The sequence below is a fragment of the Acinetobacter sp. YH1901134 genome (assembly GCF_013416965.1).
Lineage (GTDB): Bacteria > Pseudomonadota > Gammaproteobacteria > Pseudomonadales > Moraxellaceae > Acinetobacter > Acinetobacter amyesii.
Genome location: NZ_VPEW01000013.1, coordinates 64508 through 81182, shown reverse-complemented (window position 1 = coordinate 81182; position 16675 = coordinate 64508). Strand labels below are relative to the sequence as shown.

The 16675-nt window shown below is 41.5% G+C and carries 14 protein-coding genes, 1 rRNA gene and 1 pseudogene; 10 read left to right on the top strand and 6 right to left on the bottom strand.

What is annotated here, in order from left to right:
• The 5 genes and pseudogenes from rrf to FTV50_RS13230 all read left to right on the top strand — a co-directional run.
• Positions 1-105, top strand: a 5S ribosomal RNA gene (rrf, locus tag FTV50_RS13250); the annotation flags it as partial.
• 227 nt (positions 106-332) lie between these two features.
• Positions 333-890: pseudogene (locus FTV50_RS13245) on the top strand (DUF4256 domain-containing protein).
• Between the two features lie 407 nt (positions 891-1297).
• Positions 1298-2647, top strand: coding sequence for an MFS transporter (locus tag FTV50_RS13240; protein WP_180024684.1), 1350 nt, complete (start codon positions 1298-1300; stop codon positions 2645-2647).
• A gap of 159 nt (positions 2648-2806) precedes the next feature.
• Positions 2807-3541: a group I intron-associated PD-(D/E)XK endonuclease gene (locus FTV50_RS13235; protein ID WP_180024683.1), complete on the top strand. Its 735-nt coding sequence runs from the start codon at positions 2807-2809 to the stop codon at positions 3539-3541.
• 84 nt (positions 3542-3625) lie between these two features.
• The gene (locus FTV50_RS13230; RefSeq protein WP_180024682.1) at positions 3626-3937 is read left to right on the top strand and encodes an ankyrin repeat domain-containing protein; all 312 of its coding nucleotides are present in this window, start codon (positions 3626-3628) and stop codon (positions 3935-3937) included.
• 68 nt (positions 3938-4005) lie between these two features.
• On the opposite strand, the gene FTV50_RS13225 is transcribed toward FTV50_RS13230, so the two are convergent.
• Positions 4006-4593, bottom strand: a complete 588-nt coding sequence (locus tag FTV50_RS13225) for a type 1 glutamine amidotransferase domain-containing protein (RefSeq protein WP_180024681.1) — start codon at positions 4591-4593, stop codon at positions 4006-4008.
• Positions 4594-5036: 443 nt separating this feature from the next.
• On the opposite strand from FTV50_RS13225, the gene FTV50_RS13220 reads away from it, so the two are divergent.
• Positions 5037-6212, top strand: a complete 1176-nt coding sequence (locus tag FTV50_RS13220; RefSeq protein ID WP_180024680.1) for a PQQ-dependent sugar dehydrogenase — start codon at positions 5037-5039, stop codon at positions 6210-6212.
• 92 nt (positions 6213-6304) lie between these two features.
• Here FTV50_RS13220 and FTV50_RS13215 read toward each other — a convergent pair whose 3' ends face one another.
• Positions 6305-7345: a TauD/TfdA family dioxygenase gene (locus FTV50_RS13215; RefSeq protein WP_180024679.1), complete on the bottom strand. Its 1041-nt coding sequence runs from the start codon at positions 7343-7345 to the stop codon at positions 6305-6307.
• Between the two features lie 259 nt (positions 7346-7604).
• Between FTV50_RS13215 and FTV50_RS13210 the strand changes: the two genes are divergently transcribed.
• From FTV50_RS13210 to FTV50_RS13195, 4 genes are all read left to right on the top strand, one after another.
• Entirely contained in the window at positions 7605-7781 is a 177-nt protein-coding gene (locus FTV50_RS13210) for a hypothetical protein (RefSeq protein WP_171263829.1), read from the top strand.
• Positions 7782-7816: 35 nt separating this feature from the next.
• On the top strand, positions 7817-8212 hold the full coding sequence (locus FTV50_RS13205; RefSeq protein ID WP_078194522.1) for a tautomerase family protein: 396 nt from the start codon (positions 7817-7819) through the stop codon (positions 8210-8212).
• Between the two features lie 489 nt (positions 8213-8701).
• Positions 8702-9991 carry a glutamate carboxypeptidase gene (locus FTV50_RS13200; protein ID WP_180024678.1) on the top strand — a complete coding sequence of 430 codons (1290 nt, stop codon included), beginning with the start codon at positions 8702-8704 and terminating at the stop codon, positions 9989-9991.
• A gap of 537 nt (positions 9992-10528) precedes the next feature.
• Positions 10529-11821 (top strand): M20/M25/M40 family metallo-hydrolase, encoded by a 1293-nt coding sequence (locus FTV50_RS13195; RefSeq protein ID WP_180024677.1) that lies wholly within the window; start codon positions 10529-10531, stop codon positions 11819-11821.
• Between the two features lie 285 nt (positions 11822-12106).
• On the opposite strand, the gene FTV50_RS13190 is transcribed toward FTV50_RS13195, so the two are convergent.
• From FTV50_RS13190 to ileS, 4 genes are all read right to left on the bottom strand, one after another.
• The gene (locus FTV50_RS13190; RefSeq protein WP_180024676.1) at positions 12107-12649 is read right to left on the bottom strand and encodes an NADPH-dependent FMN reductase; all 543 of its coding nucleotides are present in this window, start codon (positions 12647-12649) and stop codon (positions 12107-12109) included.
• Between the two features lie 145 nt (positions 12650-12794).
• Complete coding sequence (locus FTV50_RS13185) at positions 12795-13277, bottom strand: peptidylprolyl isomerase (RefSeq protein ID WP_078190656.1); 483 nt, start codon at positions 13275-13277, stop codon at positions 12795-12797.
• The gene (lspA, locus tag FTV50_RS13180; RefSeq protein ID WP_078190655.1) at positions 13270-13809 is read right to left on the bottom strand and encodes a signal peptidase II; all 540 of its coding nucleotides are present in this window, start codon (positions 13807-13809) and stop codon (positions 13270-13272) included. Before lspA ends, FTV50_RS13185 begins: the two co-directional genes overlap by 8 nt.
• Positions 13802-16648, bottom strand: coding sequence for an isoleucine--tRNA ligase (gene ileS / locus FTV50_RS13175; RefSeq protein ID WP_180024675.1), 2847 nt, complete (start codon positions 16646-16648; stop codon positions 13802-13804). Before ileS ends, lspA begins: the two co-directional genes overlap by 8 nt.
• Positions 16649-16675 lie beyond the last annotated feature (27 nt).

Sequence of the window (16675 nt, the reverse complement as noted above, 5' to 3'; positions counted from 1 at the left end):
ATAGCAAGAGTGAACCACCTGATCCCTTCCCGAACTCAGAAGTGAAACCTCTTAGCGCTGATGGTAGTGTGGGGTTACCCATGTGAGAGTAAGTCATCGCCAGCTCATTATTCGAAAACACCCCCTGCACTAGTCAGGGGGTGTTTTTTATGTGTGGTGAAAAAGATAAAAGGAAACGAACGTTATAAAAGTAGAAAAAGCTAAAGCACAAAAATAGGAAAACGAGAGATATTTAAAAAGAATGAGGCTAAATAGCGCAAAAAATTTACATCAAGGTGAGCTTATATTCTTTATAGTGAAATTCAGTCTGCAATGTATAAAAATAATAGAATATACATACGCTCCAAGATCTCGATGAAGTCTTTATTTTAGAGATATTGCAGCAACGCTTTTAGGCAAATATGCAGCGTCATCCAGAATTGCTTTGGGATGAAGTTAAAAAACAATTGATAGCACAGTCCTCAAAACTAAAAATTTTAATCAAAATGGAAATAACAGGCGGTGAGCCAGATATTGTGACGCTGAATCGGCAATCTAATGACCTGATATTTTATGATTGCAGCTTAGAGTCGCCAAAATCTAGACGAAGCTTATGTTATGACCGTGATGCCTTGAAGAATCGGAAGGATCATCCTCCGAAAAATAACGTTATAGACATGGTTCGAGACATCGGTGCTGAGCTGCTGACAGAAGAAGAATATCGTGCGATACAGAAAGTTTTCAATTTTAATTTGAAGACTTCGAGCTGGATTGTGACGCCAGTTGATATGCGGCAAAAGGGCGGGGCACTGTTTTGTGATCGACGTTATGATCATGTATTTAGCTATCATAATAGCGCGCAGTCATATTATGCGTCTCGTGGATTTCGCTGTAAGCAGGTGATTGCTTAGTCTCAGGGCTATCAATGCATTTAAAACAATCAAGAGTGTTCAAACGAGCTTTTCTATATATATGGTTACGTTTGTTTTTTAGACATTTAAAATTTTTCTAAACTAAAGATAGAAATAAATGATGGTCTGTCGTTCTGAAGTTTAATGAAAGAATAGAAGAATTAGGCCTGAAAATAAGGGTATTATTATTTAAAAAAATCAGTTAAATAATCATATATTGATAATGTTTAATAATTAAACTAAAACATGAAAAATAATACAATTAACATGTACTTATAAGTAATTCGATTTATTAAACATACGTCTAATATCCCTAGAAAACACTGTTCCGTATATTCCGTGGCTGTTGAATTTTACTTAAAAATTCAATGAATGTTATGGACAAGTACTCATGGGAGATGAGAACGATGACAACGGAAAAAATAGACATAAATTCTGTAGTCGATAAGGCTAAGTTTACCCCGTTCCACTTCAATGTTGTGGCTTGGTGCTTATTGATTATTTTATTTGATGGCTACGACCTAGCAATCAATGGTGTGGTTTTACCTTTACTCATGCAAGACTGGGGCTTAAGTGCAATGCAAGCGGGGATGCTTGCCAGTACTGCGCTCGCAGGTATGATGTTTGGTGCCATGTTCTTTGGTTCTTTAGCAGATAAGATTGGCCGTAAAAAAGTCATTATGATCTGTATTGTTTTATTTAGTGGTTTGACCTTTGCTGGTGGTTTTGCGTCGAATCCAACAGAATTTGGTATTTTGCGTTTCTTGGCTGGTTTAGGGATTGGCGGTGTAATGCCTAACCTTGTGGCTTTAACGTCGGAATACGCGCCGCAGAAGATGCGTAGCACACTGGTAACGACCATGTTTAGTGGTTATGCAGTCGGTGGTGTGATGGCGGCACTTTTAGGTTCATGGTTCACCCCTGACTTTGGTTGGCAAATCATGTTCTTTATTGCGGGTATTCCACTTTTTCTTTTACCTGTGATTTGGAAATTTTTACCTGAATCTTTGGCATTTATGGTGAAAGAAAACAAACAGGAAAAAGCCCGCAGTATCGTGAAGCGCTTAGCACCTGAAGTGAAAGTGACTGAAAATACAGTGTTCACTTTACCACAGGAAAATGTACCAGAAGCAGCAAACGTGGTGAGCTTGTTCCGCCGTGGTCGTGCCGTAAATACATTGCTGTTTTGGGTGGCGTTCTTTACGTGCCTATTGACCATGTATGCGCTAAGCAGCTGGTTACCAAAACTGATGATGGCAGCCGGTTATTCTATGGATAACAGCTTAATGTTCATGATGGTCATGAACGTGGGCGCAGTTGTGGGTATTGTGGGCGGTGGTATTTTGGCTGACCGTTTCCATTTAAAACCTGTGTTGATGGTTTTGGGTATGATGGGCGCGATTGTGATGAGCTTGATGGGCTTCCAGTCTAATCAGTTCTTGCTATACATCTTGGTGTTCTTGGCAGGTGCTGCATCTATTGGTTCGCAAATGCTGCTGTACAGCTATGTGGCGCAGTATTACCCACTTGCTGTACGTTCGACGGGTATTGGTTGGTCTTCTGCGATCGGTCGTATGGGCGCGATTGTAGGGCCGATCTTGATTGGTGGTTTGCTCGGTATGAACTTACCTGCGCATTTCAACTTTATGGCGGTAGGTTTACCTGTACTGATTACTGCGATCGCGGTTGCATTGATCACGCATGAAAATGACAGTGATAAAATTGATGTTAAAGAGGCATCTACAGCCAAAGCTTAAGTTGTGATTCTTTAAAAAGAAAAGCCTCCGTAAGGGGGCTTTTTTTGGGTTATTTAAAATGCTAATAAAATAATTATTTTATATTTTCTAATATTCTATATTTATAAGTTTTTAAAAAAGATATAAAAACTTAACTATGACTATTTTATGGGGGGAGAGATGGAGTTTATTGAGCAAATTAAAGAAGTAATGAAGGAATCGCGAAAAGAAATGCATGTTGATCAAATAGCAGAAGCAATCGTAGCGAAATATCCTCATACTCAGCAGCATCTAGATGTTTTATCTAAGAAAATCTCTTCGATACTTTCAAAGGATATTGACAAATATAAAACAAAATCAGAGTTCACAAAACCAAAAAATTCTAAAGGTGCTCCAAGACGGGGAATTTACAGATTAAAAATCAAAAAAGTTGTACCTGATATTGTTCCACCGCCACCTACAGTTAATGCACTGTATACGGGCAAGGCTGGTGAATTTGCAGTGATGGCTGAATTATTATTTTTTGGATTTAATACATCATATATGGCTGTTGATGATGGTATTGATCTTGTCGCAGCAAAAGATAATAAATACTTTCATATACAGGTTAAAACAGCCAATATATCTGAATCAAATAATCAGTATAGATTCACGATAAATCAGAGATCTTATGATTCAAAGGATGCATCATCTACTTTCTATATTTTTGTATTACGATCATGTAATGGTCCATCTTATGTAAATAATTATATTATTCTTCCAAATAGTGATATCAGTCGCTTACTGGAATCTGGAACTATTACACAAGCGGCTAAATTATCCATTCGTATTGAACGCGATAAAAATGGAAAATATTTATTAAATTCAAAGGAAACTGTGAATTACGCTTTAAATAGATTTGATAAAATTCGTTAAATAAACTGATTTATATGACCAATTCTGCCATGGTCATTAATTGACAAGCGATATTTATAGAAATTACAAATAGGTATTATGATCATGCAATTTAATTCTATCTCCCCAATCCCTGAAGACGATGAAGAACTACATCTGCCTGAGCTAGTGTACTGGGCATCTTTAGGTGAACTTGCAGAAGTCGAAAAATCTTTGGCGAATGGCACAGATGTAAACACTGCCGATGAAGAAGGCTATAGCGCACTGCATGCAGCCGCAGAAAACGGCTATTTAGACGTAGTGAAGCTATTGGTAGAGAAAGGTGCAAATGTACAGCATAAGACCCAATACACCGCTTTAGAACTTGCAGAGATGGCAGGTCATGACGATGTTGTGGCGTACTTAAAAAATTTGTAAGCCATATATTTTATAATGTTGATTCATAAAACACCCGCATGCAATATGCGGGTATTTTCATTTTAGTATTATTGTTGCTGTTGCTGTTGCTGTTGCTGTTGCTGTTGCTGTTGCTGTTGCTCAAGCTCCTGCTGAATCGCTTGATTAAACGCAGGCAAGTCATCTGGACAACGAGAAGTAATGAGCACCCAACCACTCGTATTACAGCGGTGCACCTGCTCATCGACCCAATGTGCACCCGCATTTTCCAAATCCAAACGAATACTTTTATAAGACGTCAGAGTTTTATCACGAACTCGTTCAGCATTAATGAGCGCCCAAGGACCATGACAAATTGCAGCAATAGGTTTTTGATGGTCAGCAAAGTTTTGAATAAGTCGCAGTGCATTTTCATCGATCCGTAGATGATCTGCATTGACAGTTCCGCCCGGAATTACTAACACATCATAGTCTTCAGCATTTACGTTGCTCAATTGGGCATTGGGTTGAACTTCAGCTTCGACCTTTTTCTCGGCTTTTACTGTTTGGACAACCGCATGTTTAATAGCGGCATGAATGGCTTCAATTCCCTTTTCATTTAAATAATTTAATGGTTGGATCAGCTCGTCATGTTCAACACCGACATTTGACGTTATCACTAAAGCTTTTAAAGTCATGATTGACTCCTTGCAATGAGGATTGTCTACCACGCTAACAAGCTGACGGATTTGGGTATGTAATAATTTCGCAGGAAACTGTAAGAAGTTTTGACAGAGATGTTATGCGAAAGTTCTAGATTAGAGCGAACTTTTAAAAATCAGCTAGAAAAAGAAAACCCCAACATCCTGTTGGGGTTTTCTTCGTATTTCGTATTTTAGATACAACTCCATGTCATATCTCACGTCCTGATGCAGAAACTTATTGTTATTGTTTTATGTTTCGGAAACTTCCTGTTTCCTGATAACTGTAGATTAGGCCTGTTTGAATAAATTGAATAGCAGCAATTTTCTGCATGTCATGTAAGCCAAAACGTACAAAATTATTCTGTTACCTTTCCAAAGAAAAATCATCTGATTAATTGATTAGAATCAAATGATTATAAAAGGGAAGGGAACAGTAAATGAAACAATGCTTACAATATTTTCGAACGCCTAGCCTCATCGTCGGTATCTTGATGACAGCCGCATGCCATGCGGAAAACACCGCATCTACAGCGCAGAATCAAACATCAAACCAAGCTCAAAATTCGGCACAAATCCAGCAAGAACAACGCTTTAAAATACAAAAAATCGCTCAATTTAATGAGCCTTGGGCGTTTCAACAACTCCCAGATGGACGTTTTTTATTGACGGAGAAAAAAGGTCAGATTGTCATTTTTAATCCCGAGACTCAACAGAAGATCACAGTTCAGAACCCACCAAAAGTGGCTTATGGCGGTCAAGGTGGCTTAGGCGATATTGTGCTTGATCCGCAATTTAGCCAAAACGGTCTTATTTACCTCAGTTATGCCGAGGCTGGAAAAGGCGGTTATGGCGCTATCATCGAAAAAGCCACATTAAACCTCAATGAAGCTGCACCAAGTTTAAAACAGCGGAAAATCATTTGGAGACAAATTCCAAAAGCAGAAGGTCAAGGCCATTATTCACACCGAATGCAGTTTGGTACAGATGGAAAATTATGGGTGAGTTCGGGCGAACGTCAGAAGTTTGATCCTGCACAAGATCTGCAGTCAAATTTGGGTAAAGTACTGCGCTTAAATAGTGATGGAACACCTGCTGCGGATAATCCATTTCAGACCCAAGGCGAGGTTGCAAAGCAAGTGTGGAGCTTCGGGCACCGTAACCCTTTAGGCATGGCATTTGATGCAAAACAGCAGCTTTGGGTGGCCGAGATGGGCCCGAAAGGCGGTGATGAGTTAAATCTCGTGCAGCGTGCCAAAAACTATGGCTATCCAATCGTTTCAAATGGTGATCATTACGATGATCAGCCGATTCCAGATCATAATACACGGCCTGAATTTGAAGCGCCTGCCATCAGCTGGACACCGGTGATTTCACCGTCAAGTTTGATGTTTTACCAAGGGCAAAAGTTCCCCTTGTGGAAAAATAAAGCGCTGATTGGTGGCTTATCTTCAGAAGCGATTGTGATTGTTGATACAGAGCTTAAACCTGTCCAAGAAATACAACGAATTGCCATGCCACAGCGTATTCGAGGACTCATTGAAGCCAAAGACGGCAGTATTTGGGGCATTGAAGATGGAGAAAAGGCATGGTTATTCAAAATTGAGCCTAAATAGTGGCTAAAAAATAAACAAAAAATTCAAAAAATAAAAAAAAGCCCCTACGGGGCTTCTCACATACAGGCCTGCACGAGTTTTAAATCCATCAGCTAAGCCGCATAGTGCTCATCGGCATTAAAGGCATTGGCTTGAATTTGAATCAACTTACGATTTCCTTGTTCTCCATTCATCCGCCAATGCGCAATTTTAATATTATCAACGATCGCAACATCGCCTTTATGCCATTGCAAAAGCAGGGCATTTTTATACATCGCATCAAAAAATTGCTGCTTTTCCGCATCGCTCCATTCAATTTGTTGACCTTCTGGCGTGTAAATTTCCCAAGTCAGTTGCATGCCATCCGCCGTCGAATCAATTTCAATGTCCCCTCGATTTTCAAAGCAATTTTTCGCGGCCTGATGGGCAAATGGATTGGTATTATTGGCAAAAGCCCACGGCTGAATGACATGCTTTTTCGTATCGGGGTGATGAATCACCAGTGGCGAACGCTGTAAGGTCAGTTTGGCTTTTTTATCTTGTCGAATCTCTAAACTAAACGGGCTCTTTTTCAGCAATAACCGATCAAATAATCCCACCTCGCGCGCCGAGACATAAGAAAAATGGTTCCATGCGCCGAGATATTTTTCCTGTAGATGTTTCGGAAAATTCTCCCAAATTTGCTCTAAGTTATTAAATCCTGTTTCTGCTAAATACGTCGATGGTTCCTGACAAAATAAGGCGATGTAACGCGAGCGTTCTGAGCGCACTCCGCCTTCTACATGCGGGCCTTGTACCGAGTTTTCGACTGGACCTAATTGCACTGTGTTGCGATCGATATAACGACGGTAGTCGCCAGCGCCGAGCAATTTCTCGCTGTATTTTCGCATCCATGATGCAACCCAGCTGGGCATATTGGGGTTAAATGCATTCCATGGGGTAAACTGAAAATATTGTTCAATCAGTTGGTTAAATTGTTCGGGTTGTTCGATGTTAAAACCACGAAACAGTAAGATGCCATTTTCATGGATATGTTGTAAAAGCTCTTGTCGATGCGCGCCAATATATTGTGCAAGATCTTGCGGGCTATTGTGTTCTGGAGCGGCATGAAAAATGCGGGTAAAACTATTCAGTTGTTGCTGTTGCAATTGCATAGGTCATTCTCTAATTTTTTAATTCAATTTTTATTGTTGTCGCCTAATCCCTAAGCGCTGACAGTTCGAGCTGCTGAACTCGCAGCCGTTATTCTGTCTAAATTCTCTGCCGATTATAAGTACAGTTTTACTGTTGCGATGTAAGTATTGTTGATAAATTGCGATTTTTCGACGAATAGAGCGCGATCGTTGAATGAATGACGACATGAAAAAAGCCCTCGACACCCTATCGAGGGCTTTTTAGATTCATTCTAAAGATATGACTCCTGTCATACCGATCAGCGTTCCTGCTGCATGTGCATTATTTATTTTTATTGCAAGACATCCTGTCTCTGTATGTTCTTACTATAGGCGCGTTGCTGTTGAGGCTACAGGCGTAAATACTGCAAGTGCTGTAGGTAAATGCCTACAGCAGAACGTCGCTAAATCCTGCTAGTGTAGTGATCTAAATAACAACAATGAGTTTCGCGCATGCCTGCAACACAAATCGATATACGGATGCAATACAGCATAGAACAAGAGCAACAGCTGATAAATGCTGTCTTTGACGCCATACAACAGAGTTTTCAATTGCCTCGATATGACCGCAATATACGTTTGCAAGTGCATGCGCCACATCGGTTTCAGGTGTTTGATCATTTGACGCAGCCTGAGCGCTTTACGCATATCACCATTGATTGTTTTGCGGGACGAACCTTAGCAACCAAGCGTAAGTTATATCAATTACTGGTGCAAAATTTGGTGGAATTTGGTATTCCAGCAGACCATATCATCATTACCTTACGTGAAAGCCCTCTAGAAAATTGGGGGATTCGAGGTGGTCAAGCCGCCTGTGATGTTGATTTAGGTTTTCAGGTGGATGTTTAGTCTGTGCAAATACATGGATTGTTGCTTTCATGAAGCCTAAACGAAAAAGCCCCGACATCCTGTCGGGGCTTTTTCGGATTCATTCTAGCGGTATAACTCCTGTCCTACCGTTAAGCTTCCTGCTCATTGTCTTATCATTGTTGTTTTATGTTCAGTGACATCCTGTCGCTGTATGACCTTAATATAAAAGTAATCCAATAACGTGAATAGTGTCTATTATCCGCATCTGATGTAAGCCAAAACTTACAACACCTAAATTATCATTCTGTCCGTCGCGTCAATGTATTGCACAGCATTAAGGCTATCGACCGATAGAACTATTGACCCAAATCGATCTAAACCTGTTTTAAAACAGCGGGAAGCTGGTTTTGATGGGATTAAAATCTTCATCAGCGGTGTTACATATTTTTGCGATTAATTGGTTGAATGGTGAACTAATTTATCAGACATTAAAAATTCATAATGAAAAATATACAGGGAATAAGATCGATGCTAAGAACACTTACACAACAACGGACGACATCAAAACTTCAGCTCGCATTAGGCTGCGTCATTGCGCTTAGTGCTTCAGCAAGTTGGGCAGCATCTCCACAAGAGATTATGCAAATTGCGGAAAGTCAAAAGCAAAGTTATTTAGAGACCTTGAAAAACTTGGTCAATATTGAATCTGGCAGTAAAGATATTGAGGGATTGAATCAGATTGCCAAGGTGGTCGCAGAGCAATTAAAAGCCACAGGGGCTGAGGTGAACCTGATTCAGCCCAAAGACATCATGAAACTCGATGGTGCGCCAGATCAGACAGGGCCGATTGTAAAAGCGGTACTGAAAGGCAAAGGTAAAACGAACATTATGTTGTTGGCACATAATGATACGGTGTATCAAAAGGGCCAATTACAAGGTCAACCGTTTCGCATAGAGGGTAATAAAGCCTATGGTTTAGGTATTTTGGACGACAAGCAAGGTGTTGCTGCAGTGATTCATGTCTTGGATATGCTGAAACAGCTGAAGTACCAAGATTACGGCACCATTACGGTGTTAATTAATTCAGATGAAGAAATCAGTTCACCCGGCTCGCGCCAGTTGATTATGGATATCGCTCAAAATCAGGACGTTGTCCTCTCCTTTGAAACCGGTGGTATAGACGGAAGCTTGATGTTAGCCACCAGTGGGATTGGTGCGGCTTATTTAGATATTAAAGGGCGGGGTTCGCATGCGGGGGTAAAACCTGAAGCAGGGGTCAATGCCTTGACAGAACTGGCTTTTCAGATTCAACAATTGGAAAATCTATCCAATCCGAAAACGGGTTTAAAGCTGAATTGGACTGTTGCGACGGCTGGAAAAACCCGAAATGTGATTCCTGACCATGCGACAGCGCAGGCAGATGCTCGTTCTTTAAAACCACAAGATTTTGCTGAGTTGGAAAAAACCTTGAAGCAAAAAGTCAAAACCAAAAAATTAGCGGAAAGTCAGGTCGAAGTCAAATTTGAAGTCCGTCGTCCACCTTTAGAAGCTAGTCCACAAGCCAAAAAATTAGCCGCGACAGCCCAGCAGATTTACACAAAAGAATTAAAGCTGCCGATGAAAGTTGAAACGACCGCTTGGGGTGGTGGTACCGATGCCGCTTTTGCAGGTGTTAGTTCGAAAGCCGCGATCATAGAAGGAATCGGCATGTCTGGAGATGGATTACATTCAGATAAAGCAGAATATATTTTGACGGATTCTATCGTGCCGCGTTTGTACTTGGTGACCCGCTTAATTGTGGAGAGTTCTAAAAAGTAATCGTATCCAATTGGGTGAGACCCATTGAGCCATGGCCTTGAGTTCGGTTGTGGCTCATGTTAGAGCTATTCTTGTGTAGCATTTGAAATGAAAAAAGCCTCGACATCCTGTCGAGGCTTTTTCGGATTCATTCTAGCGGTATAACTCCTGTCCTACCGTTAAGCTTCCTGCTCATTGTCTTATCATTGTTGTTTTATGTTCAGTGACATCCTGTCGCTGTATGACCTTAATATAAAAGTAATCCAATAACGTGAATAGTGTCTATTATCCGCATCTGATGTAAGCCAAAACTTACAACACCTAAATTATCATTTTGTCCGTCGCGTCAATGTATTGCACAGCATTAAGGCTATCGACCGATAGAACTATTGACCCAAATCGATCTAAACCTGTTTTAAAACAGCGGGAAGCTGGTTTTGATGAGATTAAAATCTTCATCAGCGGTGTTACATATTTTTGCGATTAATTGGTTGAATGGTGAACTAATTTATCAGACATTAAAAATTCATAATGAAAAATATACAGGGAATAAGATCGATGCTAAGAACACTTACACAACAACGGACGACATCAAAACTTCAGCTCGCATTAGGCTGCGTCATTGCGCTTAGTGCTTCAGCAAGTTGGGCAGTATCTCCACAAGAGATTATGCAAATTGCGGAAAGTCAAAAGCAAAGTTATTTAGAGACCTTGAAAACCTTGGTCAATATTGAATCCGGCAGTAAGGATCTTGAAGGCCTGAATCAAATGGCCAAAGTGGTGGCAGATCAGTTGAAGAATGTCGGTGCTGAAGTGAGTGTGATCGAAAGTACAGATATTTATCGCATGGACGATACACCTGAGAAAATGGGACCAATAGTTAAAGGGGTATTGAAAGGTCAAGGTAAAAGTAAAATCATGATGATCGCGCATATGGATACGGTTTATGAACGGGGAATGCTTAAAAACCAACCGTTTAAAATTGACGGTAATCAGGTCTATGGCTTAGGTATCATTGATGATAAACAAGGGGTAGCTGCAATTTTGCATGTTTTGAATACCCTTAAAAAATTGAATTATAAAGACTATGGCACGATCACTGTTTTGATGAATTCAGATGAGGAAATCAGCTCACCTGCCTCACGTAAGTTGATTACAGAAACAGCACAAGATCAGGATGTGGTGTTGTCTTTTGAAGGGGGCGGTAAAGATGGTAACTTACGTCTGGCAACCAGTGGCATTGGCGCAGCCTATTTAGAAATTAAAGGAAAATCTTCACATGCCGGTGTGAAACCTGAGGCAGGGGTGAATGCACTCACTGAGCTCTCTCACCAAATTGCACAAATGCAAAATCTATCTGATCCTAACACTGGGTTAAAGCTGAATTGGACTGTGGCGGAAGCGGGTAAAACACGCAATGTCATTCCAGAACATGCTGCTGCACAGGCGGATGTCAGAGCACTACGTGTCCAAGACTTTGAGGCCGTGGAAAAAACGTTAAATGAGAAAATCAAAAATAAAAAGTTATCAGATAGCCAAGTCAGTGTGAAATTTGAAGTCCGCCGTCCACCGTTGGCTGTAAATGATGCCTCTAAAAAGTTGGCTGAAAAAGCGCAAGACATCTATAAAAATGAGTTAAACATTCCATTGACTGTTTCTTTGACTCCAACAGGAGGCGGTACTGATGCTGCTTTTGCTGGAGTAAAGTCGAAAGCTGCTGTAATTGAGGGAATGGGATTATCAGGAGATGGGGCTCACTCAAGCAATGCAGAATATATTTTAAAAGACAGTATTATTCCGCGTTTGTATTTGGCAACACGATTAATTGTGGATGTGTCGAAAGCAAGATAATATTCTATATCGCAATGATTAGAAGGAGCCTACCTAGGTGGGCTTCATTATGATTAAGCATACAGAACGAAATGAAAAAGCCCCAACGTCCTGTTGGGGCTTTTTCGTATATTGCTAAGATTCAACTCCTGTCAAATCAATCGCTTCCTGCATGTTCCATTCTTTTTATTCTAGAAACTTCCTGTCTCTGTATGGTTTAACTATAAATAAGGTGCTTCAATTAGCATAGTGGTCAAGGACGCCATCTGCAGTAAGCATTTTCTTACATCGAACGCATGACATGAGTTAAGCACTGACATACTGCACCAATTTATCAAACACAGATTTTAGAGCTTTGTTATCAAACTCATTACCTTCAAAGGTTTCAGCACGGTTACGTGCGAAAATATCGCGAATCTCAACCACAGCATTACTGTCAATTAAGCCCAATTGGGTTGCCACCTGACGAATCTGATCGATCGAACGTGAACCATTGGTGCCACCATAGCTAACGTATGCCGCAGGTTTTCCGGCCCATTCTTTACCGAGGTAATCCAATGCATTTTTGAGCGCAGGGCTGTAGCCGTGGTTATATTCAGGGCTAATGAAAATAAATGCGTCACCTTGTGCGATTTTATCTGCCCATGCTTGTTGTTTGGGTTGGTCATAAATCCCGGTTAATGGTGGATGTGCGCCTGCAAAAATAGGCAGATCCCATTCTTTTAAATCGACAATTTCAGTTTCTACGGTACTGTAGTCATAGCTTTCGATTTCTGAAAGTAGCCAGTTGGCAATCTTAATTGCCGTACGGCCTTCGCGGACACTGCCGACAATAATATGAAGTTTCATCGTATTTCCTGTCTTGTTTTAAAGTCTTGCATTAAATTAATATGAAAACGGTCCGTTGCATATACAGAAAATGTATCGAGTCGATTGATAGTTATAAAAATAGTGATAAAAAAAGCTCCCGAAGGAGCTTTGTATTTGCTGAAACTTAGATCAGTTTCACGCCTTGTTGACCGGCAGGGGTCACTTTGAAAATTTCAACTTCAAAGGTGATATTTTTACCAGCTAGAGGATGGTTGAAATCCACTTCGGTAATGTCTTCACCGACGGTTTTGATCACCCCATACAGACTTTGTTTGGCTTTATCTTCAAACTCAATCATATGGCCTTCGACAGGACGTTGCTCAAATTTGACGGTATCGAATTTTTGTACGTTTTCAGGGTTCCATGGACCAAATGCATCTTCTGGAGGAAGGCTCACGGTACGACGGTCACCTGCACGTAAACCGAATAAAGCTTTCTCAAAACCCGGTAATAAGCTGCCATCACCCATGACAAGGCTGACAGGTTCAGCACGGCTACGGGTATTGTCAATTTCTACGCCATTTTCAATAGCAACAGAAAAGTGAAGGTCTACTTTAGAACCTTCTTCAATACGAGTTTCCTCGTTAGGATTGATAAAATCAGTCATTTTGCGCTTCCGCACGTTGAATTCGGTGTTTTTCTAAGAAAAACGTATCGATAAGAAGCAGAATCGTGCCTAAAGTAATGGCACTGTCTGCAATATTAAATGCAGGAAAGTGGCTGTTGTTGTAATACACGTGAATGAAATCCACCACATAGCCTAAAGATACACGGTCAATTAAGTTGCCGATTGCGCCACCTAAAATCAGGGCAATGGCAATCGGAAGGACTTTCACATTTTTTGGCATACGCATGAGCCAAAATACAAAAATGACAGACACAAGTCCTGCGAGTGAAGTAAAGAAATAACGTTGCCATCCACCGGCATCGGACAAGAAACTAAAGGCAGCACCATAGTTATGTAGTAATGTCCAATTTAAAAAGGGCATGACAGGTACAGGATCTGCGTAGTTCAGATGCGTACTTGCAATCCATTTGGTCCATTGATCCAAAATAATGGCAACAATGGATAAGCCCACCCACACTAAATTGTGTGGGTAGAATTGAAAGAAGCCCTTTTTTTCTTGTGGATTAGGCATATTTTCTCTCTTCGCCTTGACCTGTAGGAAGGTTAATAATACAACGAGAACAAAGACCTGGATGTTCGTGATGTGTATTCACATCTGGCAGTACATGCCAGCAGCGTGCACATTTTTCACCATCAGCCGCAGAGACTTTGACATTTAAACCGTCAAGGTCAGAGGCTTCACCTTGCGCTGCATCAAACTCATTGACAATCACTTGAGAAGTGATGAGGACAAAACGCAGTTCTTCACCGAATTTGTCTAAAACAGCTTTCAGCTCAGCATTGGCCCAAAGTTCAACTTTGGCAGACAAGTTTGAACCCACAGTTTTTGCAGTACGTGCAGCTTCAATAAACTTGTTCACTGCAGATTTAACGGTGATCAAGGTTTGCCATTCAGCTTCAGTCACTAAATTTGCTGTAGAGGCTACAGGAATGTCATACCACTCCGCAGTAAATACATATTTCTCAGATTGCTCAGGAATCAGTGGCCAAGCTTCTTGTGCGGTAAAGCTCAAGATAGGAGACATCCAACGGACAAAGGCTTGAACCAAGTGATACAACGCAGTTTGTGCAGAATGACGCGCCGCAGAGTCGGCTTTGGTGGTGTACTGACGGTCTTTGATGATGTCGAGGTAGAAACCACCCAAGTCATTAATACAGAAGTTGGTCAATGCGCTGGTCACGATATGGAAGTTCATATCTTCATAGGCTTGTTGAATGGTTTTTTGTACTTCCGCCGCACGTTGCAGGATGTATTGATCAAGCGCGATCAATTGATCAACAGGCAAGGCATCCGTCGATGGTTTGAAGCCATTCAAGTTAGCCAACAAGAAACGCAGCGTGTTACGGATACGGCGGTAACCATCTGATGCACGGCTAAAGATTTCTTTACCCGCAGTCATTTCATAACGGTAGTCTGCAGACGCGATCCAGAAACGTAGGCCATCTGCACCCATGTCTTTGATGATGTCTTGTGGAGTGATCACGTTACCGATCGACTTCGACATTTTGCGGCCTTTTTCATCCACTACGAAGCCGTGAGTCAATAAGCCTTTGTAAGGTGCGCGGTTATTAATCGCCATAGACGTCAACAATGAAGATTGGAACCAGCCGCGATGTTGGTCAGAACCTTCAAGGTACAAGTCAGCAGGGTCTTGCAATTCTTCACGTTCACGGAGTACTGCAAAGTGTGTTGTTCCAGAGTCAAACCAAACGTCTAGAGTGTCACGAACTGCATTGTATTGCTCTGCATCTGCACCGATAAACTCAGACGCATCACGGTTATACCAGCCGTCAATACCTTCTTGTTCAATCAGCTTCGCCACTTCTTCGATCAGCTCAGGCGTACGCGGGTGAAGTTCGTTGGTGTCTTTATGCACGAAGAATGGAATTGGCACGCCCCATGTACGTTGACGTGAGATACACCAGTCTGGACGACCTTCAATCATCGATTGGATACGGTTTTTACCCCAATCCGGTACGAAGCTGATGTCATTTTCAATCGCGTTCAATGCACCTTGGCGTAAACCTTTTGCATCCATGCTGATGAACCATTGCGGTGTTGCACGGAAGATAATCGGTGTTTTATGGCGCCAGCAATGTGGATAGCTATGTTTGATCACCACATGTGCCCAAAGTTTGCCTGCTTCGGTTAAAGCAGCAATGATTTTTGGATTAGCTTTGTAGATGTGTTCGCCTGCAAAAATTGGCGCAGTTGGTAAATACACACCGTTGCCGCCAACTGGATTGTCGACTTTTAGGTTGTACTGTAAGCCAACTTTATAGTCGTCCACACCATGGCCTGGCGCGGTATGTACAGCACCTGTACCACTGCCGTCTGTGACATGCTCACCTAAGATTACTGGTACTTGGCGTTCAGCAATTAACGGATGTTGTAGTACTAGGTTTTCAAGTTTTGCACCAGCAAACTCAGCAATCACTTCAACTGCGTTAAAGCCATAACGCTGCGTTGCAGATTCAACTAATGATTTTGCAAGGATGAAGTTTTGCGCTGCTTTGTCTTCGCCAGTTGCTTTCACCAATTGGTATTCAAGCTCAGCATGTAGAGCAACCGCTTGGTTGGCAGGCATAGTCCAAGGCGTGGTTGTCCAGATTACGATATCTGTAGAATCGCTAACTGTAACACCTAGGCGTGCAGATAAATCAGCCAAATCAACAACGTTAAAACCAACGTCAATCGCATCTGATTTTTTGTCTTCGTATTCTACTTCAGCTTCAGCTAAGGCAGAACCACAGTCCAAACACCAGTTGACTGGTTTAAGACCCGGCTCAATATGGCCTGCTTTAGCAATTTCACCGAGCGAACGAACGATGTCGGCTTCTTGTTTGAAGTTCATGGTGAGGTAAGGATTGTCCCAATCACCAAATACGCCCATACGCACGAAGTCTTTTTTCTGTAATTCGACTTGGGTGTAAGCATATTCACGGCAGGCTTTACGGAAAGTTGAGGCATCTACTTTTACGCCGACTTTACCGACTTTTTCTTCAACTTTCAGTTCGATTGGAAGACCGTGACAGTCCCAGCCTGGTACATACGGTGCGTCAAAACCGTCCATTACACGGCTTTTGATGATGATGTCTTTGAGGACTTTATTCACCGCATGGCCTAAGTGAATTTGGCCATTTGCGTATGGAGGGCCATCATGAAGCACATATTTTTTCTTGCCAATACGCGATGCACGAATCTGCTGATAAATGTTGTCGGCATACCACTCTTCTAACCATTTCGCTTCACGTACTGCGAGATTTGCTTTCATCGCAAATTCAGTACCTGGGAGGTTTAGCGTGGCTTTATAATCCACTGCATTTTCAGGAGTTTGCTTATCGCTCATGCAAGTTGTCTTCCAAATTTATCAGCC